The sequence below is a fragment of the Ferruginibacter paludis genome (assembly GCF_030409685.1).
GTDB classification, from domain to species: domain Bacteria; phylum Bacteroidota; class Bacteroidia; order Chitinophagales; family Chitinophagaceae; genus Ferruginibacter; species Ferruginibacter paludis.
This window is the reverse complement of the sequence record NZ_JAUFQJ010000005.1, coordinates 1-25469: the sequence shown is the minus strand read 5'-3', so window position 1 is coordinate 25469 and position 25469 is coordinate 1. Positions and strand designations below refer to the sequence as shown.

The following is a 25469-nucleotide window of genomic DNA, read 5'->3' as shown; positions in this document are numbered from 1 at the left end:
CACAATCAATGATCATTATCGGAATCAACGCTTATCATGCGGATGCATCTGCGGCCATTTTTGTAAACGGCCAACTGATTGCAGCCATCGAGGAAGAGCGGTTTACAAGAGTAAAACACTGGGCCGGGTTTCCGGCATTATCTATACAATTTTGTTTACAGGAAGCAGGCATCTGGTTCGACCAGGTTAATTATTTTGCCATCGGCCGTGACCCGAAAGCCAAGTTTTTTAAGAAGCTATTTTACCTGGCATCTAATCCGTCTGGCAGTGTTGGTGTGATAAAAGACCGACTTGCCAACAGCAAAAAAGTAGCTTCCATTGAAACGGAACTGGCCCTTATTTCGGGCAAGCCGAAAGCGTTTTTTACCGGTAAGATCAGGCAGGTAGAGCATCACCGCAGTCATATTGCCTCCGCTTTTTTTGCATCGCCCTTTGATAAAGCAGCCTGCTGCAGCATTGATGGATCCGGCGATTTTACCACCACCATGATTGGCACTGGTAATGGCAATGATATCACCATATTGGATTCAGTAGACTTTCCGCATTCACTGGGTATTTTTTATACTGCGTTTACGCAACTGCTCGGCTTTCCGCACTATGGTGATGAGTATAAGGTAATGGGTATGGCGCCTTATGGACAACCGGTACACACGGAGCAATTAAAAAAAGTAATTCAGCTCACAACCGATGGTTTGTTTAAACTGGACCTTAGTTATTTCAGGAGCGCAGTGCAGGGCGTGATTAGTTATGGAGATAATAACGTGCCGGTGGTAGCCTCCATGTACAGCGAAAAAATGGTGGCTTTGTTTGGTGCGCCCCGGAAGCCAGAGGAGCCGCTGACACAATATCATAAAGACCTGGCTGCTTCAGTACAACGGACCACCGAAACAGTAATTTTTCATATCCTGGAGAGCCTGCACAAAAAGACTGGTTTGGAGAACGTGTGTATTGCAGGTGGCGTTGCGCAGAACAGTGTGGCCAACGGCAAGATTACCAGCAATACCGGTTTCAAAAACGTCTATATTCCTTCGGCAGGTCATGATGCCGGTATTTCGATGGGTGCTGCCTTGTATGTACAGCACCAGCTGGAAAAAATGTCCCGGCAACCCGCCATCATGAGTGCCTACACCGGCAGCCATTTTACCAACGAACAGATTAAACAATTATTAACCGGCAGGGGGATTGCTTTTACAGAATACTATGATGCTGACCTCTATGACACCATCACCAACTGCCTGGTAAACGGCGGGGTAGTGGGGTGGTTTAGCGGCCGGGCAGAATTCGGGCCCAGGGCGCTTGGAGGACGGTCAATTATTGCGGACCCCCGCAGGGCCGACGCCAAAGCGATACTGAATACCAAAATAAAACGCAGGGAAAGTTTTCGCCCCTTTGCACCCTCCATTTTAAAAGAGTACGTTGCTGATTTTTTTGAACGCACAGAAGAAGTGCCTTTTATGGAAAAAGTGTTCCGGATAAAGGCAGACAAACAACCGCTGATCCCTGCCGTTACGCATGCGGATGGTACCGGCAGATTGCAAACAGTAGATAAAAATATCAGTCCCCGCTATTACGCCCTCATTGAAGCCTTCCGGCAAAAAACGGGCATCCCCATTTTATTGAATACTTCTTTTAACGAAAACGAACCGATTGTGAATCAACCGGAAGAGGCGTTGAATTGTTATCTTAGAACCAGTATGGATATGCTGGTGATGGAGAATATTATTGTTTCTTCCCGGTAGAAACATCGTTACTGAAGCATTCCTGTTATTTGGGTTGGCTTTTTTCTTTCTGTGGCATGCTTTACAATTGTGTAAGGGCCGGCATTAAGTATTTAATTGATTAACTTCCATACAGCTTGTTGTATTTAGGTCGGCATTTCTTTTATTCAATCGGAGTCTCTTCTTTACTTTTTTTGTCTTGGAGACAAAAAAAGTAACAAAAAAAAGTCAAGGCAGCAACGAATACAGCCCGTTGCTGCCGTATAGCTTTGTTGAACTTTTTTGCATGGTAGTTTCGGCTTTGGTAATTCTACTCTTAGTTTTGTTACATCCCCAGTATTGATAACCGTCTTTATTATTTCAGTTTTATGCATTGTGTTCAGGTCAGCAACTCTTTTCTTTAATTGCAGACTACTCTTTACTTTTTTTGTCTTGACACAAAAAAAGTAACAAAAAAAAGTCAAGGCAGCAAGGAATACAGCCCGTTACTGCCGTGTAGCTTTATTGAACTTTTATGCATGGTGATTTCAGCTTTGGTAATTCTATTGTTAGGATTGTTACAGCCCGTATATAGATAACTGTTTTCTGTTTATTATTTCAGTTTTATGCATTGTGTTCAGGTCAGCAACTCTTTTCTTTAATTGCAGACTACTCTTTCCTTTTTTTGTCTTGACACAAAAAAAGTAACAAAAAAAAGTCAAGGCAGCAACGAATACGGCCCGTTGCTGCCGTGTAGCTTTGTTGAGCTCTTGTGCATGATAGTTTCGGCTTTTGTAATTCTACTCTTAGGTTTGTTACAGTACCAGTATTGATAACCGTCTTTCTGTTTATTATTTCAGTTTTATGCATTGTGTTCAGGTCAGCAACTCTTTTCTTTAATTGCAGACTACTCTTTACTTTTTTTGTCTTGACACAAAAAAAGGTAACAAAAAAAAGTCAAGGCAGCAACGAATACGGCCCGTTGCTGCCGTGTAGCTTTGTTGAACTTTTTTGCATGGTAGTTTCGGCTTTGGTAATTCTACTCTTAGTTTTGTTACAGCCGAAGTATTAACAACAGTCTTATTCTTATCTGCGTTTATCGGCGTGATCTGCCGGAGCACATTTTATCCGCCTAATTGCTGAGATTGCCGAAATATTTTCTGAATGGTTTATATTTTTTGATTTGTAGAAAATAGACAGTTAGGTCGATATCTTTTTAATCAATGTTTACTCTTTCCTTTTTTTATCTTGACACAAAAAAGATAACAAAAGAAAGTCAGGGCAGCAACAAATACAGCCCGTTGCTGCAGTGTAGCTTTGTTGAACTTTAATGCATGGTGATTTCAGCTTTGGTAATTCTATTGTTAGGATTGTTACAGCCCGTATATAGATAACTGTTTTCTGTTTATTATTTCAGTTTTATGCATTGTGTTCAGGTCAGCAACTCTTTTATTTAATTGCAGACTACTCTTTCCTTTTTTTTCTTGACACAAAAAAAGAAACAAAAAAAGTCAAGGCAGCAACGAATACAACCCGTTGTTGCCGGATAACTTTGTTAACTTTTTTGCATGGTAGTTTGAGCTTTGGTAATTCTAATCTTAGCATTGTTACAGATGGAGTGTAAATAAACTCTTGCTGATTTATTGGTAGAAGTGCCAGGAGGAAAAAATCGGCTCCTGGGAAGCGAAGCCATCCCAATCAAACGCGGTTGATAAACTAATAAGCTGCAAATCGTCCTTCTCCTTCAGGAGAAGGTGCCCGGAGGGCGGATGAGGTTGCAACGCCAGTTGAAACCCTGCAGAATTTGTAAAAATTCCATTATGGACAGTTGTCATGCAGGTCTGTGAAATACAATCACTGCCCTTGTAAAAGAAAGAAATATGGTTTTTAGCTAAAGCTGAAATTATTATTTGAATGATGCAATGTTCTGCACGTCGCACTTATACAATTTCATCTCATGGACTATTCAGCATCTCTTCCCATACTTCGCTAACATGCATGTTATATTGCTTTAAATATTTGTATCGATAAATAAATGTTTTCTCTGCCTATTGTTTAAATTTGGTGACAAATTAAAATTTATCTCTTATTAAAGAGGGTAAATCTGCAATGAAAGTCACACTGCTTACAGTAACGTATAATTCTGAAAACTACCTGGAAGAATGTATCAATTCTGTCATAGCACAAACACATCCCGACATTGAACATATTATTGTAGATGCAGCTTCAACCGATGGCACACTGGAAATTATCCGGAAATACAATGGCCACATTGCGCAATGGGTTTCTGAAAAAGACAATGGTATGTATGATGCCATCAACAAGGGTATTACAATGGCTACAGGTGGTATCATTGGTATTCTCAACAGTGACGACAAACTGGCGGCGCCTGACGTGATCAGTGATATTGTTCATTGTTTTACTGATCAGCACGTGGATGCGGTATACGGTGACCTGGTATATGTAGAAAAAAAGAACACCTCCCGCGTGCTGCGGTACTGGAAAGGGTTTAGCTACAAACGATACCGGTTTAACTACGGCTGGATGCCGGCACATCCCACTTTTTATGTACGAACCAGCCTGATTGCAGAACTTGGGGGATACGAATCGCATTATTATACGGCGGCAGATTATGAATTTATGGCCCGGTACCTGTACCGGTTTCGTATCAATGCCCGGTACCTGCCCAAACTGATTGTAAAGATGCGGAGCGGCGGGCAAAGCAATAAAACCCTTGCCATCAGGCTGAGGGCCAACAGGCGGGATTACCTGGCCATGAAAAAAAATAAAATACCTTTTCCTTTAGCAGCATCCATTTTAAAACCGATCATTAAACTGCATCAGTATTATTATACTTTTTTTCGTAAAAATATTTAGTCACGGTTTTTCTGATTCTCTTTCTATACTATGTTCGATTTTTTTAAGTCTGCCAATAAGCGTACTGTTTACGACACGCTGCCTTTTACAACAGACATCCATTCCCATATTCTGCCGGGCATTGATGACGGATCTCCGGATATCAATACATCGCTGCAACTGGTAAGGGGTATTTATGAGCTGGGCATCAGGGAAACGGTGGCGACGCCGCACGTTATTTGCGATTTATACCGCAATACGCCTGACACGATTCACAATGCGCTTGCACAATTGACTGACGCCTGTGCCCACAACAGCATGGATATAAAAATAACCGCTGCGGCCGAATACATGCTGGATGATTATTTTGTGCAGTTGTTAAAAGGCCCGGCACCGCTGCTCACCATATACAACAATATTATTTTAACCGAGCAGCCTTTTGCATCGCCATCACCCAACGTTCACCGTATTGCCTTTGAAATTGTTACCTCGGGCTATCGCCCCATTATGGCGCATCCGGAGCGGTATCATTTTTACCATGATGATTATAGTGCTTACGGCACGCTAAAAGACATTGGCTTTTTATTACAGGTGAACCTCCTGTCCCTAACCGGGTATTACGGCAAACCGGTGGCTAAAGCAGCCAGGTACCTTGTTGAAAATAACCTGGCCGACCTGGTAGGGACTGATATGCACCATACACGTCACCTGGATATGCTGAAAGACAAAAAGAACCTGCAAACACTGAATGAACTGCTGGGTAAAAAGAAGTGGAATAACCTGGCAGAGATATGAGGGCAGGCAATAGGCAATGGGCAATGGGCAATAGTCAATAGTCAATAGGCAATAGTCAATAGTCAATAGGCAATAGGCAATGGGCAATGGGCAATAGGCAATAGTCAATAGGCAATAGTCAATAGGCAATAGTCAATAGGCAATAGGCAATAGTCCGTTGGCCACTAGCCAATGTCATTTACTTAACGAAGCCGCCGCCAGGGCTTTCAACCCCTGACGGGCTGCGTTCACACCCACGGCGGTTGATTAGACACGAGACGAAGCTTAAATAAACAACATTGACTCACCATTGACCATTGACTATTGACCATTGACCATTGACTATTCACCACTCACAATTTTCCAGCCCTTTTGCATTAATTTTACACAATGAAATACCTGGCATCTCTTAATCCGTATTTTTGGAAATACCGTGTGCGGCTACTATTGGGCATCTTGTTTATTATCCTCAGTAACTATTTTAAAATACTCGCCCCCCAGCTTACCGGGTATGTGGTAAATACGGTAGTGCAAAAAGCGGGCGGTGAGGCGGCCCGTCTTGCCGGGGAGCAAAAAAAATACGATTTCATTGTATATAAAATCATTGCTATTCTTGATACAAAGAGTTTTGGGCAGCAATTTTTATGGTGCGGTATCACCTTACTGGTTATGGCCATCATCAGTGGTGTGTTTATGTTTTTTATGCGGCAAACCATCATCGTAATGAGCAGGCTGATTGAGTATGACCAGAAGAACCAGGTGTTTACCCATTATCAGCAACTGGACAGCAGTTTTTATAAAACCCACAGTACGGGCGACCTGATGAACCGTATATCTGAAGACGTAAGCAGGGTGAGAATGTATGTAGGCCCGGCCATTATGTATTTTATTAACCTGGCAGCGGTGCTGGGGTTCAGTATTTTTTTTATGCTGAAATCAAGCCCTAAATTAACGCTGGTGGCACTTTCGCCACTGCCGATACTGGCCATTACTATTTATTTTGTAAATACCATCATCCATAAAAAGAGCGAACGGATACAGGCGCTGTTAAGCGACCTTACTACCAATGCTCAGGAGTCTTACAGCGGCATCAGGGTGATTAAATCATTTGTACAGGAAAAAGCCATGCTGGGTTTCTTTGCCCAAAACAGTGAAGCATATAAAAAAAATGCACTCAGCCTGGCCAAAACGGAAGCCATCTATTTTCCGAGTATGGCGTTGCTGATTGGCGTGAGTACGTTGATCACTATCCTGGTAGGGGCGCTGGATGTAATAAAAGATCCTGCACATAACACGGTTGGTACCATCGCCGAATTTGTGATGTACATACAGATGCTTACTTTCCCCGTAAGCGCCATCGGCTGGACGGCCAGTATGACGCAACGGGCAGCCGCATCCCAAAAGCGCATCAACGAATTTTTAGACACGAAGGCTGATATACAATTACCTGGCAATGCAGCCCGGCCTCCACTGAATACATCCATCCTGCTGGACAAGGTAAATTTCACTTACCAGCACACGGGCATACAGGCGTTAAAAGATTTTTCCCTGCACATCAATGCCGGAGAAAAAATTGCCATCATTGGTAAAACAGGTTCGGGCAAATCAACTGTAGCACAATTGCTGCTGCGTATGTACGACGCCGACAGTGGCCTGATTACCTATGGCGGTGTACCAATATCCCGGATAGATACAGCCTACCTGCGCAGCAATATCAGTTATGTGCCGCAGGATGTTTTTTTGTTCAGTGAAACCATCGAAAACAATATCGGTTTTGGTGTAGCGGCTGCAACAAATCAGCAGGTTGTACAGGCAGCCCGGCAGGCACATATTGCAACAGAAATAGAACAGTTTCCGGCGGGATACCAAACCATGATAGGGGAGCGGGGTGTAACCCTGAGCGGCGGGCAAAAACAACGGATATCCATCGCAAGGGCACTTATTAAAGATCCGTCCATTGTGATTTTTGATGACTGCCTCAGTGCCGTAGATGCTAAAACAGAAAAAGCGGTGCTCAACAACCTGAACGTCTACCTCCAGGATAAAACGGCTATTATTATTACGCACCGTATTTTTTCGCTCTTTGATTTTGATACAATCATTGTATTGGATGATGGCAGGATTGTAGAGCAGGGAAAGCATGAAACCTTGCTGCAGCAGAAAGGCTACTATGCAGAAATGTACGCCCGGCAACAGCAACAGGCACATCATTGATGCGTTTATACAGCATGGTGTATTTAGATCGCAGCACCTTTTATGAAGTAACGTCTGTATCCTTTTGTCAAAAATGAGTGTTCTGATCGCAGGTCTTTTATTTGATCAATGATTCTTTGTTACTTTTTTTGTCTTGAACACAAAAAAAGTAACAAAAAAAGTCAAGGCAGCAACGAATACAGCCCGTTGCTGCCGGGTAGCCTTGTTGAACTTTTGTGCATGGTAATTTCAGCTTTGGTAATTCTACTGTTAGGATTGTTATGGCCGAAGTATAAATAAAAGTCTTATTATTAGTGTAATCCAGAAGCTATTTTTTTTAGTTTTTTTGATTTGTATAGATTGGATATTGGGATCGCAGGTCTTTTATTTGATCAATGATTCTTTGTTACTTTTTTTGTCTTGAACACAAAAAAAGTAACAAAAAAAAGTCAGGTCAGCAACGAATACAGCCCGTTGCTGCCGGGTAGCTTTGTTGAACTTTTGTGCATGGTAATTTCAGCTTTGGTAATTCTACTGTTAGGATTGTTACGGCCGAAGTATAAATAAAAGTCTTATTATTATTAGCGTAATCCAGAAGCTGTTTTTTTAGTTTTTTTGATTTGTATAGATTGGATATTGGGATCGCAGGTGTTTTATTTGATCAATGATTCTTTGTTACTTTTTTTGTCTTGAACACAAAAAAACTAACAAAAAAAAGTCAAGGCAGCAACGAATACAGCCCGTTGCTGCCGGGCAGTTTTATTAAACTTTTGTACATGGTAAATTCAGCTTTGATAATTCTACTGTCAGGTCGTTAAGGCCAACGTGCAGTAACAGCATTCGTGTTTAATTTCAACAATTAAATGATGGCGAACCGATTTTCCCTTGCTGCCGTATAGCTTTGTTGAAGTTTTGTGTGTGGTGATTGCAGTTTTGGTAATTCAGCTTTAAACTTGTTACGACCAACATATAAACGAAAGCCTTTGTGAATAGCTTCACTTACTATAAGGCAACAATATATAAATGCCCTTTTGCAGGTTTATTTTGCTATTTGGAAAACAATTTTATCTTTGCTGAGTATCTGATTATTTTGTAACATCTTTTAATAAAAAATTTTATAACTGTGGCGTACGACAACAATGACAAAAAAATGGAAAGCGTTTATAGCAAACGTATCAGGGCTGGCAAAAGAAGAACCTATTTTTTTGATGTTAGAGAAACCAGGGGAAGTGACTATTATCTCACTATTACAGAAAGCCGCAAACGTTTTGACTCCGACGGGTATGACAGGCATAAAATTTTTCTTTACAAAGAAGACTTCAATAAATTTATTAAAGGGTTAGCAGAAGCCATTGACCATGTAAAAACAGAGTTGATGCCTGATTTTGACTTTGATGCCTTTAATCATGATACACCTTACGAAGGGGAGGATGGACAACCTTCCACCTTTGCTGCTGAAAATGAACCCGCCACGACAGCAGCGCCCCTTGCAGTTACAGACAGTGAACCAGTTGCTGTGACAGCCCCGGTAACAGAACAGCCTCCGCTTGATAATGGCAGTACGGAAGAAGTGGACAAATGGTAATATTATACGCTTCTATATAGTTATTTTAACTTCTGGTACGATGTTGGCTAATGCGCTGGCATAAGTAGTAATTGGGAATGTTCATAAGGAACCGGTCCGGTTTTTTATGAACCCTGTACGACTTATAATTGTGGTACGGCTAAAACATTCGGTAACAATTAATAAATAGGGCGTTTTTGGAATGTTGATCAATTATTACTATTTTTGACCAATAGTAATGGACACTTACTTAATTACACTCTGATCCAAATCTTACCTAAAGACCGGTTACTACCGCATTGCTTCATGTGTTACCCTGATTCCTACGAATATCCCCATTAATGGTTATGATGAGCCATATGTAATATTGAGAGTTGGTTGGCGTTCCCAATAAAATGATACTTATTTCGTTTGGAAATAATAATAAAAAATGATGTACAGAAAATATGTAAACTTTTGGCTGCTGGCTGGTTCTATGCTTTTTATGGTAGCCTGTACCAATACAAAGAAGACAACTTATTTCAATAACGCCCAGGATGCTGTTATTGTTCCTAATTTGTCGGATACAATAATGCCAATCATTCAAAAAAATGATATCCTGAGCATTACTATTACCAGTCCCAATGAAAAGGCATCTGCTTTATTTAATTTGCCCAACAGTTCTTTTAACAGCAGCACAATAACCAGCACCAATGGCCAGAGTGGGGCCGGGTATTTGGTTAACTCAGAAGGATATATCCAGGTACCGGGCCTGGGAGCAATAAAAGTTGCAGGACGGACCAGCAATGAGGTGAAAAATATAATTATAGATATGCTGACTAATCAGAAATTGCTCTTGGACCCTATTGTAAACATCAGGCATTTAAATTATGAAGTAACTGTATTGGGTGAAGTTGGTAAGCCAGCCGTGATAAATGTACCGAGTGAAAAAATATCGCTTTTAAAGGCTATTGGCTTAGCGGGTGATATTACCATTTTTGGAAAAAAAGACAATGTGCTGCTGATAAGAGAAATAAGTGGAAAGCGGGTAGTTAAACGCGTTAATTTAAACGAAGCCAGTTTTCTTACCTCTCCCTATTATTACCTGCAACCCAACGATTTGGTTTACGTAGAAGCAAATAAGGATAAGGTGGCACTTTCCAGTTCTTTCAGGCAGTCCTTACCAACTTTGCTGTCTGCCTTATCGGTAGTTTTAATAACTATTCAATTGATAAAAAAATAATAATAGCCGGATCACTTATAATGCAACAAAAACAACATAAACCCGCGGCATCAAAACAGGATAATTCCATTATTCTGTCGTTATTGTCGTACGTGCCCTACTGGCCGCTTTTTCTTATCTTTTTCATTCTGTCGGCTGTGGGCGCATTTTTATACCTGCGGTATACTAATCCCAAGTACGAAGCCTATGCAACCATCATTATAAAGGATGAAAGAAAGGGAGCAGATGATTCAAGGCTGGTGCAATCTCTTAACCTGGTAAATTCCAATAAGATTATTGAAAATGAAATTGAGGTATTGCAATCCAGGTCGTTAATGAGCGACGTGGTTAAGAAACTCCATTTATATGCGCCCGTTTCTCAGGAAGGAAAGATCAAAACCATTTCTGCTTACCAGGTTTCACCTTTGCAGATAGAGGTAAGCAATCCGGACTCTCTTGTTCCGGCAAAGAAAATAAGCCTTGATATTGATGAAGCCCAGGGCACAGTTTTACTGAATAAAACATTCAAAGGTTCAATCAATGAATGGCTTAAAACGCCCTATGGCACATTGAAATTTGTCCATAATTCAAAATACATTCCATCTGCACCCAATAATAAGCCCTACTATTTTTCTCTTATTCCGGTGGAAAATATGGCCGCCTGGCTGCTGGGCAATTTGAAGGTGGCAGCGTCCAGCAAACAGTCCAGCGTTATCAATTTAAGCTACCGCGAAGAATCTCCAACGCTGGCCGAAGATGTGTTAAACGGGCTGCTGATTTCGTATGGAGAGGCTGCGCTAAGGGAAAAAAATAACCTGGCAAAAAATGCACTGGTGAGTATTGAAGAGAGGTTAAATATTGTTTCACAAGATCTTGACTCTATCGAATCAAAACTGCAACGGTATAAAGCAGGAAAAGGAGCAGTCGACATTAGCAGGCAGGGGCAGCTTTATCTGGATAATGTGAGTGCCAACGATAGAAGGATCAGCGATTTGAATATGCAGGCTGATATAATGAACCAGTTAAAAAAATCAGCCACCACGCCGGGAAATACAGGGGTATTGCCTTCTACCCTGGGAGTTACCGATCCGGCATTAATTAACCAGGTAAACAAGTTAAGTGCTCTACAGTCGGAGTATGAAAATCTTAAAACGACTGTAGCTGAAAATAACCCTGTTTTGTTATCAGTTAAAGAGCAAATTAACCAGATAAAGCCTACCATCTTAAGTAATATTGAAAGTCAGCAAAGAAGCCTGGAGAAAAGCAGGGAGAATTTGTATGCGGCAAGGGGGTCAGATAATGCAGTATTATCAGCAATCCCTCAAAAAGAACGTCAGTTGGTAGAAATTACAAGAGATCAGAATATAAAAAATGGCATATATGCCTTCCTTTTGCAAAAAAGAGAAGAAAGCCAGCTTTCCTTCAATTCAAATATACCAGATAGCAAGGTCGTTAACTATGCGATGGCATCCAACTCCCCGGTTAGCCCCAATAGGCTGATGATATATGCCATCGCTTTTGCCCTTGCGCTGGGCTGCCCGATCGCCATTATAACGGCCAGGGAATCTCTCAGCCCGAAAATTCTGTACCGGAGTGAAATAGAAGACCTGACGAAAATTCCCGTTATTGGAGAAGTATCTAATAATAAATCCAAGGAAGGGTTGGTTGTTCAAAAAGGAGTACGTACAGTAATTGCTGAAGAATTTAGAAAGGTGAGGGTGTCACTTTTATCGCTGGGAATTAATGCCCAACATAAAAAAGTACTTGTAACATCTAATATTTCCGGGGAGGGCAAAAGTTTTATTGCCGCAAACCTCGCCCACAGTATTGCATTAACCGGCAAAAAGGTAATATTAGTAGATTTAGATTTGCACAATCCTGGTTTGGGAAAAATATGTAATATAAAACAGCAAACTGGTGTAAGCGAATACCTGGCGGGGAAAGCCTCCCTGGAGAACATTATTTACTCCGTTCCTTCAAATGACCACCTTTACTATATTTCATCCGGAAGTTTGGAACAGGATGCATCAGAATTATTAGAAAATGGTAAAGTAAACCAATTAATCTCCCGCCTGGATGCTGATTTTGATATGGTGATTATTGATACAGCACCGGTTGTACTAATTACCGATGCCTACCTGTTGTCATCCCTTTGTGATGCTACCTTATTTGTGGTAAGGCATAAATTTACGCCAAAAATGCTGATTAAGCGAATGGATGGCAATATGGAAATTAACCCTATAAAAAATCCTGGCATTATCTTTAACGGTGTGCATACCAGGGGATTTTTTAAAAACAATTATGGTTACGGATACAATTATGTATATAGTTACAATAATAAAAAAAGTGCCAGGGTCTAATTAAATACAAGCAAAGCCCTGGCTGTGTCATACTCCAATATCTCATTAAACAACCTAAGTATCTAATCCATTGAAAATCTGCTTTTTTTTTAATTAAAAAAAATTACAGATGAAAAAAAATTGGTACGCGGTTTACACAAAATTAAATTGCGAGTTAAGGGTTTCTTCCCAGTTGAGCCGAAAAAAAATAGAAAATTTATGTCCGGTAAATAACCTAAGTGTAAATACGGGTTTTAAACGAAGGTGGACCGCTGTTCCTTTATTTCAACAATTGGTTTTTGTGCGTATTACAGAGGCAGAAATGCAATTGGTTAAACAAACGGGCGACGTGGTAAATTTCCTCTTTTGGCTCGGAGGGCCGGCACAGATAAGTGATGAAGAAATCCGCAACCTGGAAAGGTTTGCCAACGATTACAATCAAATTAAAATAGAAAAAACAACTGTTAACCCTCAATTGCAATCACAAATAACGAGTTATTCTCACAAGGATAACATGTCAGCAGGCCATACGGTGGTGAAAATGCTGCTTCCGTCTCTTGGCTTTTTATTGATGGCGTTGATTGAAACAGCTACCGTTAAGGTGATCGATCCACTGGCGGAAGAAAATAAAAGTAGTTTTGCAATGTGAGATTAATAAAACTAAGGTGGTGGGTTTGTTATCGCCAGGATATATAACAGCTGACATGGCAGACTGAAAATAAATGAAAGTCTTAATTCTCATTCCGGGGTTACCGGTTAATATAAACGATATAAAAGGTGGTGTTAATTCAGCCTTAATCAATCTTTTAACCGGATTTTCAAAAAAAATGGTTACCGTAAGGGTACTGTCATTCAACAGGGATATGACATCGGTAAGCTTAACTCAATTCTCTCCCAACGTCGAAATTTACTACATTCCGGAAAGTGGTCTGCCACATGTATTTAACTTTGCATTTAATGGATCCCGCGTAGTAAGGAGGCACATAAAGGAATTTAATCCCGATGTAGTGCACTTTGCGATGAGTGGTTATATTTTGCTTACCGGGTTGTTTGGCCTTAGAAAAAAACACGCGCTCGTAACTATACATGGAATCGCCTTTAAGGAGGCCAGGCAAAAGGAAAGATTAAGGGAAAAACTGGTGTGGTATTCTAATGGACTTGTAGAGTTGTTATTGCGCCCTGCAAATATCATCCATCTTTCAAACTATTCTTATTCCCTGTTGCCGGCCAGTAAAAAAGGTTGTGTCACTATCATACCCAATGCTGTGAATCCGGTTTTTTTTGATTTGCCTTTAAAAACAGCAACAGACAGTCGAATTATTTATGCAGGTAGCATTGATGCTAATAAAAATATCATTTTCCTTTTAAAAACCTTAAGTTCCCTGAAAGCCAAAAATATTTTTTATTTTCTAAATGTGGTGGGGGATTTTACCGATGACCATTATAAAAAAGAAGTATTGGATTATATAAGCAACAATCAATTGGAACAAAACGTCATGTTTCATGGCTGGCTAAGCCAGGAAAACTTTCAGCGTGAACTTGTAAAATGCGATATACTGATGGTTTCTTCCAGACAGGAGTCTCTTCCGATGGTAATTGCAGAAGCCATGAGCGCAGGGAAGGTAGTAGTGTCATCTATTACCGGGGGAACACCCGAAATGATCACTGATAGAATGAATGGCTTTTTGTTTGATCTTAACCAGCCGGAAATGGCCATCGATATATTGGAAAGATTGTATAATAATAATCAACTTATGCAGACCATTCAGTTGGCTGCGAAGCAAACTGCTGTCTCAGTATACCATTGCGGGAGCGTTGCAGACCGAACAATTGAGTTTTACAGAAGTCTTCATAATAAACATCGGAATTAATGTTACTTATTTATTATAATTTAAATAGCAATGTTACAATTTATCCAATATAAAGAAAATAATGCCGTTTACCATCTGATCATTACCAAAAGATAGTATAGGTCCAATTAAGTAGAAATTAAAAGCAAAGTCTGAATGATCAAATATTATAAAAAAATATCTTTTCTTAATATTCAAGAGTCCTGGTTTGACGGAAATATTGGTTTTTGGGACTTATTTACATTTAAGGTTATATATCATTTGAAGACCGAGAAAAAAATGTTTGCGGTACCTGAGATTAGCCATACGATAGAATTAGATTTGCAAAATGATAAACAGACTATTCTGGCTAATTTTTCAAAAGCTAACAGGCAACAAATAAGGAAGGCCGAAGAGGAAGGGGTTGTAATTGAAATTTGTAACGATATCGACTCCTTTGTCACATTTTTTAATGATTTCGCTGCAAAAAAGGGAACATTTCAAACATCAAAAAACCGGATATTAGAGAAAAAAGATTATCTGGTATTGAGTTTTGCCAAATTTGAGAATAATATTATTGCAGCTCAAAGTTATTTGGTTGATAAGGAGTTAAAAATTGTAAGGCATTATCAAACCGCCAACAAACGGTTTGAAAACGACCTGAATAAGAATTTTGTAGGGCAGGCAAACAAATATTTGCTGGTGCATAATTTGTTGAAATTTAAGGATGAAGGCTATAATATATTTGATTTCGGGGGCTATGCGGCCAATACAACAAACCCAAGTCTTTTAGGCATCAACAATTACAAGCTTAAGTTTGGCGGACAAATAAAAGAGTGCAGGGATTATTATTCATTTCCTTATTGGGTAATAAAAAGAATAGGTAAACTAATGGGATTAACCGGAACAGTTTAAATTTTTGATAATTTTTGCCGATGGGGTTACTTGGTATATTTCAAAAAAAATGCAGCGTGATGCAATGGGGCATCGGTTTTTGCAGGGCTAACATAGAAGACGTCATAAGAAATAAGCGGCTGGATGGCAATTTTACCTGGATAGCCCACGATGAGAGACTGCACTTTATTGCAGACCCTTTTATTTTTAGAAATCAGGATAATAATATTAATTTGTTATTTGAGGATTTTTCAGTAGAAAGAGATGGATTTATTGGTCTCAAGGTGCTTGATGATCAATACAACTTGATTGCTGAAAAGAAGGTACTGGAAAGCAGCAGTCATCTTTCTTACCCTTTTGTATTCAGGGAAAACGGAATTACGTATGTAATTCCAGAGTCGCACCAGCAGGGCAAGGTATTTGTTTATGAATATGATTTTTTAAAAGATGAGTTGGTAAACGGAAAAATACTGGTGGATTTACCCTTGCTGGATACAACGATCGTTAAGATAAAAGATACCTATTGGCTTTTTGCTAATTATGGTGATGGCATTGATGACAACAATAAACTCTACATTTACTATTCGGATGCCTTGCGTGGTGAGTATAAACCTCATTCACTCAACCCCGTCCGCAATAATTTAGATGGTACGAGGCCTGCGGGTAATTTTATTGTGGTTGATGGTATTTTATACCGGCCATCGCAAAATTGTGGAAAATATTATGGCAAATCAATAACGATCAGCGAGATAATACATCTCACGCCGGATGAATTCGAAGAGAGGCATCATTGCGAAATTTCGGCCGACCATAAAAGTGAATACAGTGCCGGATTACATACAATCAACGTGTTGGGAGATATTATTGTGATCGATGGCGTTAAGTTATTATTTATGCCTTTTACTAAAACACGGCTTTTTCTTAAGAAAGTGTTCAAAAAAGTTATAAAAATCTAACTATTAAATATTTTTATAAATCCACAAAATAAAAATGAATCAAATTCGTCCTGTCAATGCCAAAAAGTAATTATACACCGGAATGAACAAACAGTTTAGATATTATTTGCAGCTCTCGCTGGTAGTTTTGGATGTGATAGTGCTTAATCTTGCTTTCTTTATGCTGAGGTTTATATTAAGGGCAGTGATATATCCGGAGGATGTAAAAGCATATTTTGAATTATGGGCGGTGTTAAATCTGGTGTGGCTTTTGATCTCTATTGGAAGCAGATCGTATTCAGACAATATTATAATCAATTTTGAAGCTTTTACAAAGCGCACATTGAAAATTTATATTATTTGGGTAATTACCGTCCTTTTTTACCTTTTCTTTTTACGTAAGTTTCAGATATCCCGCTACTTTCTATTTGCATTATTGTCATCATTTGCCATCGGTTTAATCTTCAACCGATTCTTATACCTCGGTATATACTACCATTTTAAATCGAAAGACTACCTTATTAACAAGGTATTGATTATAGGCTATAACCAAACGGCTAAAAAGCTGGAGGCGTTTTTTGAAGAAGAAGGTATTAACAGCAAGCTGATTGGCTTTACTGAAGATGCAAAAAATGTGACCGAGCTAACCCGTTATCCCATCCTGTCTTCGGTAAATAATACCATTGATATTGCAAAGCAAATGGACGTGCAGGAAATTTTTTCGACTATAACGCCCGAACAAAACAGGTACGTTTATAATATGATTGAAGAGGCAGAAAAGGCATGTATCCGTTTTAAAGTGGTGCCTGATTTTTCTGTTTTTATAGATAAACCTGTACACATTGATTATATAAGGGATATGCCTGTATTGTCATTGAGAAGTGAGCCGCTGGACGATGTAGGTAACAGGATTAAAAAAAGGATTCTTGATATTACAGTAAGTCTGTTTGTTGTAGTATTTATACTTTCCTGGTTGGTGCCAATTTTGGGCCTGCTTATTTATCTCGAGTCAAAGGGACCAATTTTCTTTTCCCAAATTCGCACTGGCAAAAACAACAAGGGCTTTCGCTGCCTTAAGTTTAGAAGCATGAAGGTTAACAAAGATTCGGATCTTAAACAGGCTACTAAAAATGACCAGCGAATCACCAGGATCGGCAGATTTATCAGGAAAACCAGCCTGGACGAATTTCCACAATTCATTAATGTATTAAAGGGGGAGATGAGTTTGGTGGGTCCCCGGCCTCACATGGTGAAACATACCGATGACTATTCGAAAATAATTGACCAGTTTATGATTCGCCAATTCTTGAAACCCGGCATTACAGGCTGGGCGCAAATAAATGGTTATCGTGGGGAAATAACCGATGAAACACAGCTTAAAATGAGGGTTAACAACGATTTGTGGTATCTGGAGAACTGGAATATCTGGCTGGATATAAGAATTATTTTTTTGACGGTGTATAAGGTATTCAAGGGCGATGAAATGGCCTTTTAGCCGGTTGTAATAAGTGTTCCCTCCGGGTTTTTAGCCGGTGCAGATGGAATATTTAAGCAAGGGACAAAGTTGGAATTGAACGATTTAAGCACCCCGAATGTGACTTAGACAGGCGAAGCCATATAAAATCCATCCTTTTCTTACTTAAGTTGAGACAGGGATGTAGCCGCCTATCCATGAAAGTCAACACCGGGGCATTAAATAATACCAAACAGTTATCTTCTTTTCACCGCCATTAATAAAACATAAGTTTGTTCTACTTTAAACACATATCATCAAAGCAAAATCCTGTTTATGTTTTTGTTTTTGCACTTACATTTTACTCATTTGTACAAGTCATACAATTTCAATTTGGCATTATAAACGATAAACTGATGACGTTTGTACAGGCTGCTGCTGCAGTGGTAATGATCGCCAATATCAGGAAATTTCTTACTGATTTTACTTTTGAAAGTTTATATTTCAAATTTATTTTTTTTCTGTTTATGGCTTACCAGCTGAGTATTCTCGTGCGGGGAATTCAGTTTGATTACCAGGCACTGAAATATTATTTTCAGATTGACTACATATTTTACCCGTTAATTATCCCGCTTATTGTATTTTTTAACAAGGATGATCTCACTTTTTTTTATTTGATCAGATCTTTTTATTTGCTCGCCGTCGTCTTTCTTCTGTTCAGCTTGCTTGATCGCTTCCTGATAACTCAGCGGGGTACTGCTGAAGGTTTTATACTGCCGTTTGCCTTTACTTGCGGTTTTTTATTCTTAAGTTCAAAATATACTTCCCGCAAAATAACCTGGGTGGCTTTTGTTTCTTTGTTGATAGGGCTTTTATCGTTTACTTATCTTGCAAGGCGCAATGCCCTGGGATCCTTTGCAGTCCTGTTACTTACTGGCTTTTATTTCTTGTTGCGAAACATGCATGCTGGAAGGTTTATAAGATTTATACCAATCTTTTGCCTGATAGCTATTGTTGGTCTTTCATCTGCGGATAAATTACCTTTATCGCTTACAGAAAAACTCAATGACCGTCTTGCAGAAGATTCCCGATCCTACGTATTTGATAATTTTTTCAAGAGTATGGAAGAAGATATGTTTTTCGGGCGCGGAATGAGGGGAACCTATTACAGCCCCATTGACCACCAGGTTACGGACGATGGTGTAGTGTATGATGCAGTAAATAACAGGGATGTTATTGAAAATGGGTATCTGCAGCTGGTGTTAAACGGAGGCTATATAAATGTGATCCTTTTTGGGCTAACACTCTTACCTGCTGGTGTTTTAGGTCTATTTAAAGCAAAGAACCAACTTACACGGATTTGTGGTATTATGATATTACTTTGGTTAGTGGATATGAGTGTATATGGGATGCCACGTCTTTTGCTGCAATATATCTTGGTCTGGATGTGTGTCGGTATCTGTTATAAAAAGAGTTTCAGAAACAAAACGGACGATGAGATAGCAGAATGTTTTGACGCAGTCGGATTAAATTGACTGGAGAATAAATGCCAGGGTCAAATTGCTTTTTGCCCTTGACAATATGAGCTGTTTCTTTATAATTCAATATACATTAAAATAAATACATGAAAGTTTTGTGGTTTACCACGTCGCCGTCGAACGCTGCGGCCGAATTTGGCTATTCCCACCAGGGATGCGGATGGATATCTGCTTTGGAAACAATTATAGTTGGTTCCGGAGAACATGAATTGGGCATCTGTTTTATATACGAAGGCCATGAGTATAAAAAGATCATAAAGGATAAGGTTGTTTATTACGGAATTCCGTCAAAAAAAAGAAATGGACTGGAGCGCATTCTCAACAGGCAACTTTTTAAGATTGAAGATGAATTTGAATCGCCCATATATGATGAAGTTATAAAAGAATTTCAGCCCGATCTGATTCACGTCTTTGGAACAGAAAACGGTTATGGCAAAATTTTGCAGAACAAATTCGAAAAGGTTATTTTTCATTTACAAGGACTTGCCGCGCCTTATTACGAAGTCTATTTCCCACCGAATGTCTCAAAATGGCAGGCACTGCGCAAAGACAGTTTGAACAATATTATAAGAGGATTGACCTTTTTTCATGGATATCATATTTTCAGCAAAAGAGTGCAACGGGAAATAAATATAGTCAAAACCTGGAAATATTTTAGCGGGAGAACCGACTTTGACCGAAACTATGTACAATTGTTACATAGCACCGCCACTTACTTTCATTGTGAGGAATTATTAAGGCCGGAATTTTTTAAAACGGAGTGGAGATCTCCGGGTTTACCAGCAGCGAAAGCAAGAATCGTTATCGGGACAACTGTTAATCCTAATATTTATAAGGGCCTGGACGTAATTTACAGGGCACTTGCCTTGCTGGATGACTATGATATAGAATGGAATATTTTTGGGGTAGCTGAAAGCAATAATTTCAATAGGGTGATAAAAAAGACGCTAGCTGCGGAAATCAGGATACCATCTGTTCGCTTTCACGGCTCTGTCAATGCGGATACGCTCGTTACGCAATTAAAGAAATGTCATTTTTTTATTCATCCTTCATATATCGACAACAGCCCGAACAGTGTCTGTGAAGCCATGTTACTGGGAATGCCGGTGCTGGCCTCCTCCGTGGGAGGTATAAAAACACTTATCAATAATGGTGAGAATGGCTACTTATTTAATCCACACGATAAATATGACTTAGCTGGCCTTATTGTTCATCTGATACACAATTACAATAAAGCAACGGATGCCGGGAAAAACGCGAGAGCAACCGCTGTGAAAAGACATGACAGCGATACTATTATTGCAGATATAAATAAAATGTATTATGATGTAAAAAATGAAATTATATAGAATCGCTACAATGAAAACGGCGTTATGTACATAATACATTTGGGATTTTCTGGCTTTCCATACGGCCGGGCGTCTGTACAGCGAACAATGTTAACCTTTAAGGGGTTGAAATTGTCCGGAGAAGATCCTTTGGTGATAAATAAAATAAGTCATCACCAGTTTCCAGCCAATAAGAAGGTTTACCAATTCGAGGATATTGTCTATATCAATACTTCGCTACTTGATTCAAAGCCAGCTTCCTTTGTCGGAAGAAATCTTAACAAGCTTTCAGGTTATATTGGGGAATTGTATTTTTTGTACAGGAAAAGGAAAAAAATCCAGTCTGCAATATTATATAGCACGTATTTTTTGGAGTATCCCTATTATTTCATACTCTCCAGACTTTTCCGCTTTAAGTTGGTTGTTCAATATGTGGAAATGTTTTCATCCATTCCCGGACGAAATTCTTTTTTCACAAAAATGAATGACAGATTAATTGACCGCTATCTTTGGCGGTTTTGCGATGGCGTTATTGCGATCAGTAACTATCTTGTTGAACATCTGACGCTGCTAAGCCCGCTCACCCCTGTGATAAAAATCCCGGTCAATTCAGACTATGCGAAAATAGCCGAACTTGCTGCTTCCAAGGAGAAAAATTACCTGATGTACTGTGGAACTATCTACTACGAAGAAGTGATAGAATTTATAATTTCACTGTTTGTATTGCTAAAGAGCAATGGCGTATATGAAGGGGCGCTGCTACTGATTGTTTCAGGCGATCATTCGGAAAACCAGGATAAATTGGACGAATTTCTTAAAAATGTTAGCTTCAGAAAGGACATTATAATCAAAAGTGATATTCCTGAAACTGAACTATTCGGCTATTACAAGTCTGCAGATGTATTATTAATCCCGTTAAGAGATACCGTTCAGGATATTGCCAGGTTTCCGCATAAAATTGGCGAATATACTGCCGCTGGTCGCCCCCTGCTTTCCACCAATGTGGGCGAATTAAAGAATTATTTTACAGACGGGGTTTCAGCCATACTTGCGGACGCTTACAGTGTGGAATCCTATTATCATAAAATTCTGCCTTTCATTTCTTCCAGGCAAAAACTGGATCAAATCGGCCGGGAAGGTCAAGCTATCGGGAAATCCAACTTTGATTTCAGGGGCCAGGGAGAAAAATTAAAAGCATTTATTGATTCTCTACCGGCGGTTTAAACCCGCCCAGAATAAAATGGTTTGTTAGTTTTAAAGTACTATGGCTACAATATCAATTATAACACCGGTATATAACAGCGAAGCATATATTGGGGAAACCATCCAGTCAATTATTCTTCAGAAAGGAAATTTCGATATTGAATATATTGTTGTGGATGGTAAATCAACAGATAGTACCAACCTGATTATTGAAAGATATAAAAAAAGTATTAAGGAAGAAAGTGCCTTTATTCAATGCAACAGTGTTTCTATCATACATATTTCTGAAAAAGATACTGGCATGTATGATGCACTAAGTAAAGGATTACGAATCGCCACAGGGGATATCCATTGTTACCTCAATGCAAGTGACCTGTTTTTGCCCGGGGCGCTGGAATCTGTACATACAGCTTTTACAAATACTTCATTCTCATGGATTCGGGGAAATGTTTGTTATATAGATGAATTTTCTGCAGTGCAAAAGTTTGAAAAGAAATTAATTTATTTAAACAGGTATATTGTAAACGGTTATCATGGTTTTTTTAATTCTTTTACCAGTCAGGAAACCATGTTTTGGAGAAAAGACCTTACAAAAAAAGTTGGGATAGATATTAACTACAGATATGCAGGGGATTTTTACCTTTGGCATAATTTCGCAAAACATGCAACATTAATTCAATTGACAACTTATACAAGTTGCTTCAGGATACACGCAGATCAGAAATCGGGCGCCTTGGAAAAATACATGCAGGAATGTGATACAATTATTCAGGGCAGTAAAACATCCTATTGGAAATTCAATGGCTTACTGTATAAGTATATTTTGAAACACCTTTTTAAATATAAATTCTTTTACTACCTGATCAGTGTTTACTACTTTAAACCCGTTGATTATATTGACTTGGCGGACAATGTAGTAACTGTAAAAAAATCTTATACTACAATTATTCCCTGAATTCAACACATTCTTATTTCCCGGGGCTATATAGCTTAAACAATAATTTAGCCTTAATCGCTAACCCATTATTCTAAATATAATAGATGGAAAAAATAAATGTATTAGTTCTTGATGTTCCTTTTCATGAAGGAATGGCTGGTACAAAGCGGGTAAAAAATTTAATGCTGCCTTTGTATAAAAGCCAACAAATCACTATAAGTAATCTTGCCATCATAGATATTTCAGAAAAGGACAGAATTGGAGAAAACGGAACTATTGATGGAATAAAATATCGGTATGTTGGCTATTCGTCTTTTGTCAATTTATTTTCTGTCATTAAATTCTACCGGCAGGGCATCCGGTTTATCAGGAAAAACTTAAGGTCTCAGTCAAAAAATGTCATCTACTATTATGGATACCCTGATCTAAAAAACTTACTGTTTATATTGTATGCGAAATTTAAAAACTGCAAAGTCATTTTTGATATAGTGGAAGATAACCGGCACCAGCAAAATTTTCATGGAATTGCCGGCAAAATCCGTAATAATACTGCACTATTTTTGGTTAAACAAATTCCTCATTTTGGAGATGCAATAGTTGTCATTTCCAATCCACTGGAAAAATGGCTGAATGCCATGTATCTTAATAAAATAGCTGTTTACAACATACCAATTACAGTCGATATAAAAAAATTTGAAAATCCGGAGGCTCCCGTTTCGAAGGAGAACGGCATCAGCATATTCTACGGGGGATCATTTGCACCAAAAGATGGGTTGGAATATTTGCTTAAGGCGTTTGATAAGGTTTGTACAACATATTCCAATTTAAAGTTGATACTTACGGGAGTGGGCCAGGCGCCGGATATGGAACTTTTTTTTGACATGGTAAAGCACAATGAAAAGGTAGATTACCGCGGGTTTCTTTCTACCGATCTATATTACGAAGCATTAAAAAGTAGTGATATCTGCTGCATGACCAGGAATAATTCTCTATATGCTAATGCAGGCTTTCCGTTTAAATTGGGCGAGTTTTTAGCTGCTGGTAAAGCCATCATTGCAACAAATGTAGGAGATGTTCCGCTTTATCTTGAAAATAACCGCAATGCCCTTTTAATATCACCGGAATCTACAGACGAGATAGTGAACGCTTTAATTTTATGCATTGAAAATAAAAATGAATTAAGGCAAAAACTGGGCGCCGAAGCCAGGAAAACGGCACTCGAATATTTTGATGATGCCGTGCTCAGCAAAAAATTGTTTGACATTTTTGAATCAGTCTAACAGTGAACATAAGAAGCGCGTGAATTATCTGATGGTTTAAGTGCTTTTAATGATTTTTAAATTAAAAAATCTTCAATTCACGGCAATTATTGTCGGAATGATATTTAATCCGTTCATTATCCTTAACTTTTATTATCAATGAAAATACTGCTCGTAAACTGGTCCTGGTATGCCACTGGCGGAGATTGGACCTATATTGAGAATTTAAAAAAATTATATGAACAAAATGGTCATGAGGTAATTCCTTTTTCTACCCAGAATATAAAAAATGAGCCTTCCGGGTACAATGACTATTTTGTAAAATCGTATGATTTTAAAGAGTTAAACAAAAGGAAAAATTTGTCCAACGGCATTAAAGTTTTAAGAACTTCCATTATTTCCAGAGATGCCGTAATCAAGTTCGATCATTTTTTTAACGACCACAATGATATTAAAGTAGCGCACCTGCATAATATACATCATTATATTACCCCGGTTATTGTAGAACAGTTACACAAGCGAAACATCAAAATAATATGGACATTGCATGATTTCAAGATCATTTGTCCTGAAAACAGTTTCATATCGAATGGAAAACTCTGTGAAAAGTGCATAACCGGCGATTTCTATCATTGTGCCGTAAATCTTTGCAAAAAAAAATCTTTCCTCGCAAGTAGTCTTGCCAGTTTTGAAGCCTATTATTACCATAAAAAGAAAACGTATAACCTCGTTGACTTTTATTTGTGTCCTTCTGAATTTTTGATGAAAAAATTCGTTCAATTCGGTTTTAATGAATCAAAATTCTGCGTAGCCAATTCCTGCTACGACATAGGAATCATCGATGAATTTATCGTCGAAAATAAAAAGGATGATCTTCAGGTTGCGAAACAAAAATATGTGCTGTATGTAGGCCGCCTGGAAGAAATTAAAGGAGTACATACTTTGATTGAAGCAATCGCAGACACAGGAATGCGATTGAAGATCGTGGGAGCCGGTTCAGAAGAAGCTAAGCTAAAAGCTATGGCGAAAGATTGCACCAACATTGAATTTCTTGGCTTTAAAAATAAGGCGGAAGTATTTTCTCTCACGATGGATTCTCTGTTTGTGGTGTGTCCCTCCATCTGTTATGAAAACCTGCCCTTTTCAGTAATCGAAAGCTTTTTGTTTTCTAAACCAGTAATCGGAGCGGAAATAGGTGGCATTCCTGAACTGGTGATTGATGGAAAAACTGGTCTGCTTTTTGAACCCGAGAACGCAGCCCACCTTTGCGAAAAAATGAACTATTTGTGGAATAATGAAAGTGTGTTGGCAGAGTTAGGAGTAGCGGCCAGAAAGCACGCCTGGGATATGGTAAATTTTACAACACACTGGAAAAAGCTCCAGGCTGTTCTGGACAACCTTTTTATATAAACCCTCAGCAATGAAAAAAAGAATCTACCTGGCCGGTTGCGGCGGGATGTTAGGCGAAG

The 25469-nt window shown here is 38.9% G+C and carries 18 protein-coding genes; all 18 read left to right on the top strand.

Annotated elements, in window-relative coordinates; all coding sequences use genetic code 11:
• Positions 1–8 precede the first annotated feature (8 nt).
• The gene (locus QWZ08_RS09460; RefSeq protein WP_290337154.1) at positions 9–1739 is read left to right on the top strand and encodes a carbamoyltransferase family protein; all 1731 of its coding nucleotides are present in this window, start codon (positions 9–11) and stop codon (positions 1737–1739) included.
• A 2067-nt stretch (positions 1740–3806) separates the two neighbouring features.
• Positions 3807–4574 (top strand): glycosyltransferase family 2 protein, encoded by a 768-nt coding sequence (locus QWZ08_RS09455; protein ID WP_290337153.1) that lies wholly within the window; start codon positions 3807–3809, stop codon positions 4572–4574.
• 30 nt (positions 4575–4604) lie between these two features.
• Positions 4605–5348 carry a tyrosine-protein phosphatase gene (locus QWZ08_RS09450; protein ID WP_290337152.1) on the top strand — a complete coding sequence of 248 codons (744 nt, stop codon included), beginning with the start codon at positions 4605–4607 and terminating at the stop codon, positions 5346–5348.
• A gap of 369 nt (positions 5349–5717) precedes the next feature.
• On the top strand, positions 5718–7541 hold the full coding sequence (locus QWZ08_RS09445) for an ABC transporter ATP-binding protein (RefSeq protein ID WP_290337151.1): 1824 nt from the start codon (positions 5718–5720) through the stop codon (positions 7539–7541).
• A gap of 1102 nt (positions 7542–8643) precedes the next feature.
• The gene (locus tag QWZ08_RS09440) at positions 8644–9105 is read left to right on the top strand and encodes a DUF3276 family protein (protein ID WP_290337150.1); all 462 of its coding nucleotides are present in this window, start codon (positions 8644–8646) and stop codon (positions 9103–9105) included.
• Between the two features lie 409 nt (positions 9106–9514).
• A complete protein-coding gene (locus QWZ08_RS09435; protein WP_290337149.1) occupies positions 9515–10306 on the top strand; it encodes a polysaccharide biosynthesis/export family protein in 792 nt (263 codons plus the stop codon).
• A 20-nt stretch (positions 10307–10326) separates the two neighbouring features.
• Positions 10327–12645 (top strand): GumC family protein, encoded by a 2319-nt coding sequence (locus QWZ08_RS09430; protein WP_290337148.1) that lies wholly within the window; start codon positions 10327–10329, stop codon positions 12643–12645.
• A gap of 109 nt (positions 12646–12754) precedes the next feature.
• Positions 12755–13273: a transcription termination/antitermination NusG family protein gene (locus tag QWZ08_RS09425; protein ID WP_290337147.1), complete on the top strand. Its 519-nt coding sequence runs from the start codon at positions 12755–12757 to the stop codon at positions 13271–13273.
• Positions 13274–13346: 73 nt separating this feature from the next.
• Positions 13347–14495 carry a glycosyltransferase family 4 protein gene (locus tag QWZ08_RS09420; protein ID WP_290337146.1) on the top strand — a complete coding sequence of 383 codons (1149 nt, stop codon included), beginning with the start codon at positions 13347–13349 and terminating at the stop codon, positions 14493–14495.
• A gap of 258 nt (positions 14496–14753) precedes the next feature.
• The gene (locus QWZ08_RS09415) at positions 14754–15368 is read left to right on the top strand and encodes a GNAT family N-acetyltransferase (RefSeq protein ID WP_290337145.1); all 615 of its coding nucleotides are present in this window, start codon (positions 14754–14756) and stop codon (positions 15366–15368) included.
• Between the two features lie 59 nt (positions 15369–15427).
• Complete coding sequence (locus QWZ08_RS09410; protein WP_290337144.1) at positions 15428–16303, top strand: glucosamine inositolphosphorylceramide transferase family protein; 876 nt, start codon at positions 15428–15430, stop codon at positions 16301–16303.
• An 82-nt stretch (positions 16304–16385) separates the two neighbouring features.
• Positions 16386–17777: an undecaprenyl-phosphate glucose phosphotransferase gene (locus tag QWZ08_RS09405; RefSeq protein WP_290337143.1), complete on the top strand. Its 1392-nt coding sequence runs from the start codon at positions 16386–16388 to the stop codon at positions 17775–17777.
• 374 nt (positions 17778–18151) lie between these two features.
• Positions 18152–19270 (top strand): O-antigen ligase family protein, encoded by a 1119-nt coding sequence (locus QWZ08_RS09400; RefSeq protein ID WP_290337142.1) that lies wholly within the window; start codon positions 18152–18154, stop codon positions 19268–19270.
• 89 nt (positions 19271–19359) lie between these two features.
• On the top strand, positions 19360–20622 hold the full coding sequence (locus tag QWZ08_RS09395; RefSeq protein ID WP_290337141.1) for a glycosyltransferase family 4 protein: 1263 nt from the start codon (positions 19360–19362) through the stop codon (positions 20620–20622).
• Positions 20623–21081: 459 nt separating this feature from the next.
• On the top strand, positions 21082–21825 hold the full coding sequence (locus QWZ08_RS09390; RefSeq protein WP_290337140.1) for a glycosyltransferase: 744 nt from the start codon (positions 21082–21084) through the stop codon (positions 21823–21825).
• Between the two features lie 40 nt (positions 21826–21865).
• Positions 21866–22759 carry a glycosyltransferase gene (locus QWZ08_RS09385; protein WP_290337139.1) on the top strand — a complete coding sequence of 298 codons (894 nt, stop codon included), beginning with the start codon at positions 21866–21868 and terminating at the stop codon, positions 22757–22759.
• Positions 22760–22845: 86 nt separating this feature from the next.
• Complete coding sequence (locus QWZ08_RS09380) at positions 22846–24021, top strand: glycosyltransferase family 4 protein (protein WP_290337138.1); 1176 nt, start codon at positions 22846–22848, stop codon at positions 24019–24021.
• 138 nt (positions 24022–24159) lie between these two features.
• Positions 24160–25410, top strand: coding sequence for a glycosyltransferase family 4 protein (locus QWZ08_RS09375; protein WP_290337137.1), 1251 nt, complete (start codon positions 24160–24162; stop codon positions 25408–25410).
• Positions 25411–25469: the final 59 nt, after the last annotated feature.

Coding starts and splice junctions, on each gene's coding strand:
- QWZ08_RS09460 (WP_290337154.1), top strand. CDS start 9: ATGATCATTATCGGAATCAACGCTTATCATGCGGATGCATCTGCGGCC.
- QWZ08_RS09455 (WP_290337153.1), top strand. CDS start 3,807: ATGAAAGTCACACTGCTTACAGTAACGTATAATTCTGAAAACTACCTG.
- QWZ08_RS09450 (WP_290337152.1), top strand. CDS start 4,605: ATGTTCGATTTTTTTAAGTCTGCCAATAAGCGTACTGTTTACGACACG.
- QWZ08_RS09445 (WP_290337151.1), top strand. CDS start 5,718: ATGAAATACCTGGCATCTCTTAATCCGTATTTTTGGAAATACCGTGTG.
- QWZ08_RS09435 (WP_290337149.1), top strand. CDS start 9,515: ATGATGTACAGAAAATATGTAAACTTTTGGCTGCTGGCTGGTTCTATG.
- QWZ08_RS09430 (WP_290337148.1), top strand. CDS start 10,327: ATGCAACAAAAACAACATAAACCCGCGGCATCAAAACAGGATAATTCC.
- QWZ08_RS09425 (WP_290337147.1), top strand. CDS start 12,755: ATGAAAAAAAATTGGTACGCGGTTTACACAAAATTAAATTGCGAGTTA.
- QWZ08_RS09420 (WP_290337146.1), top strand. CDS start 13,347: ATGAAAGTCTTAATTCTCATTCCGGGGTTACCGGTTAATATAAACGAT.
- QWZ08_RS09415 (WP_290337145.1), top strand. CDS start 14,754: ATGTTTGCGGTACCTGAGATTAGCCATACGATAGAATTAGATTTGCAA.
- QWZ08_RS09410 (WP_290337144.1), top strand. CDS start 15,428: ATGCAATGGGGCATCGGTTTTTGCAGGGCTAACATAGAAGACGTCATA.
- QWZ08_RS09405 (WP_290337143.1), top strand. CDS start 16,386: ATGAACAAACAGTTTAGATATTATTTGCAGCTCTCGCTGGTAGTTTTG.
- QWZ08_RS09400 (WP_290337142.1), top strand. CDS start 18,152: ATGACGTTTGTACAGGCTGCTGCTGCAGTGGTAATGATCGCCAATATC.
- QWZ08_RS09395 (WP_290337141.1), top strand. CDS start 19,360: ATGAAAGTTTTGTGGTTTACCACGTCGCCGTCGAACGCTGCGGCCGAA.
- QWZ08_RS09390 (WP_290337140.1), top strand. CDS start 21,082: ATGAATGACAGATTAATTGACCGCTATCTTTGGCGGTTTTGCGATGGC.
- QWZ08_RS09385 (WP_290337139.1), top strand. CDS start 21,866: ATGGCTACAATATCAATTATAACACCGGTATATAACAGCGAAGCATAT.
- QWZ08_RS09380 (WP_290337138.1), top strand. CDS start 22,846: ATGGAAAAAATAAATGTATTAGTTCTTGATGTTCCTTTTCATGAAGGA.
- QWZ08_RS09375 (WP_290337137.1), top strand. CDS start 24,160: ATGAAAATACTGCTCGTAAACTGGTCCTGGTATGCCACTGGCGGAGAT.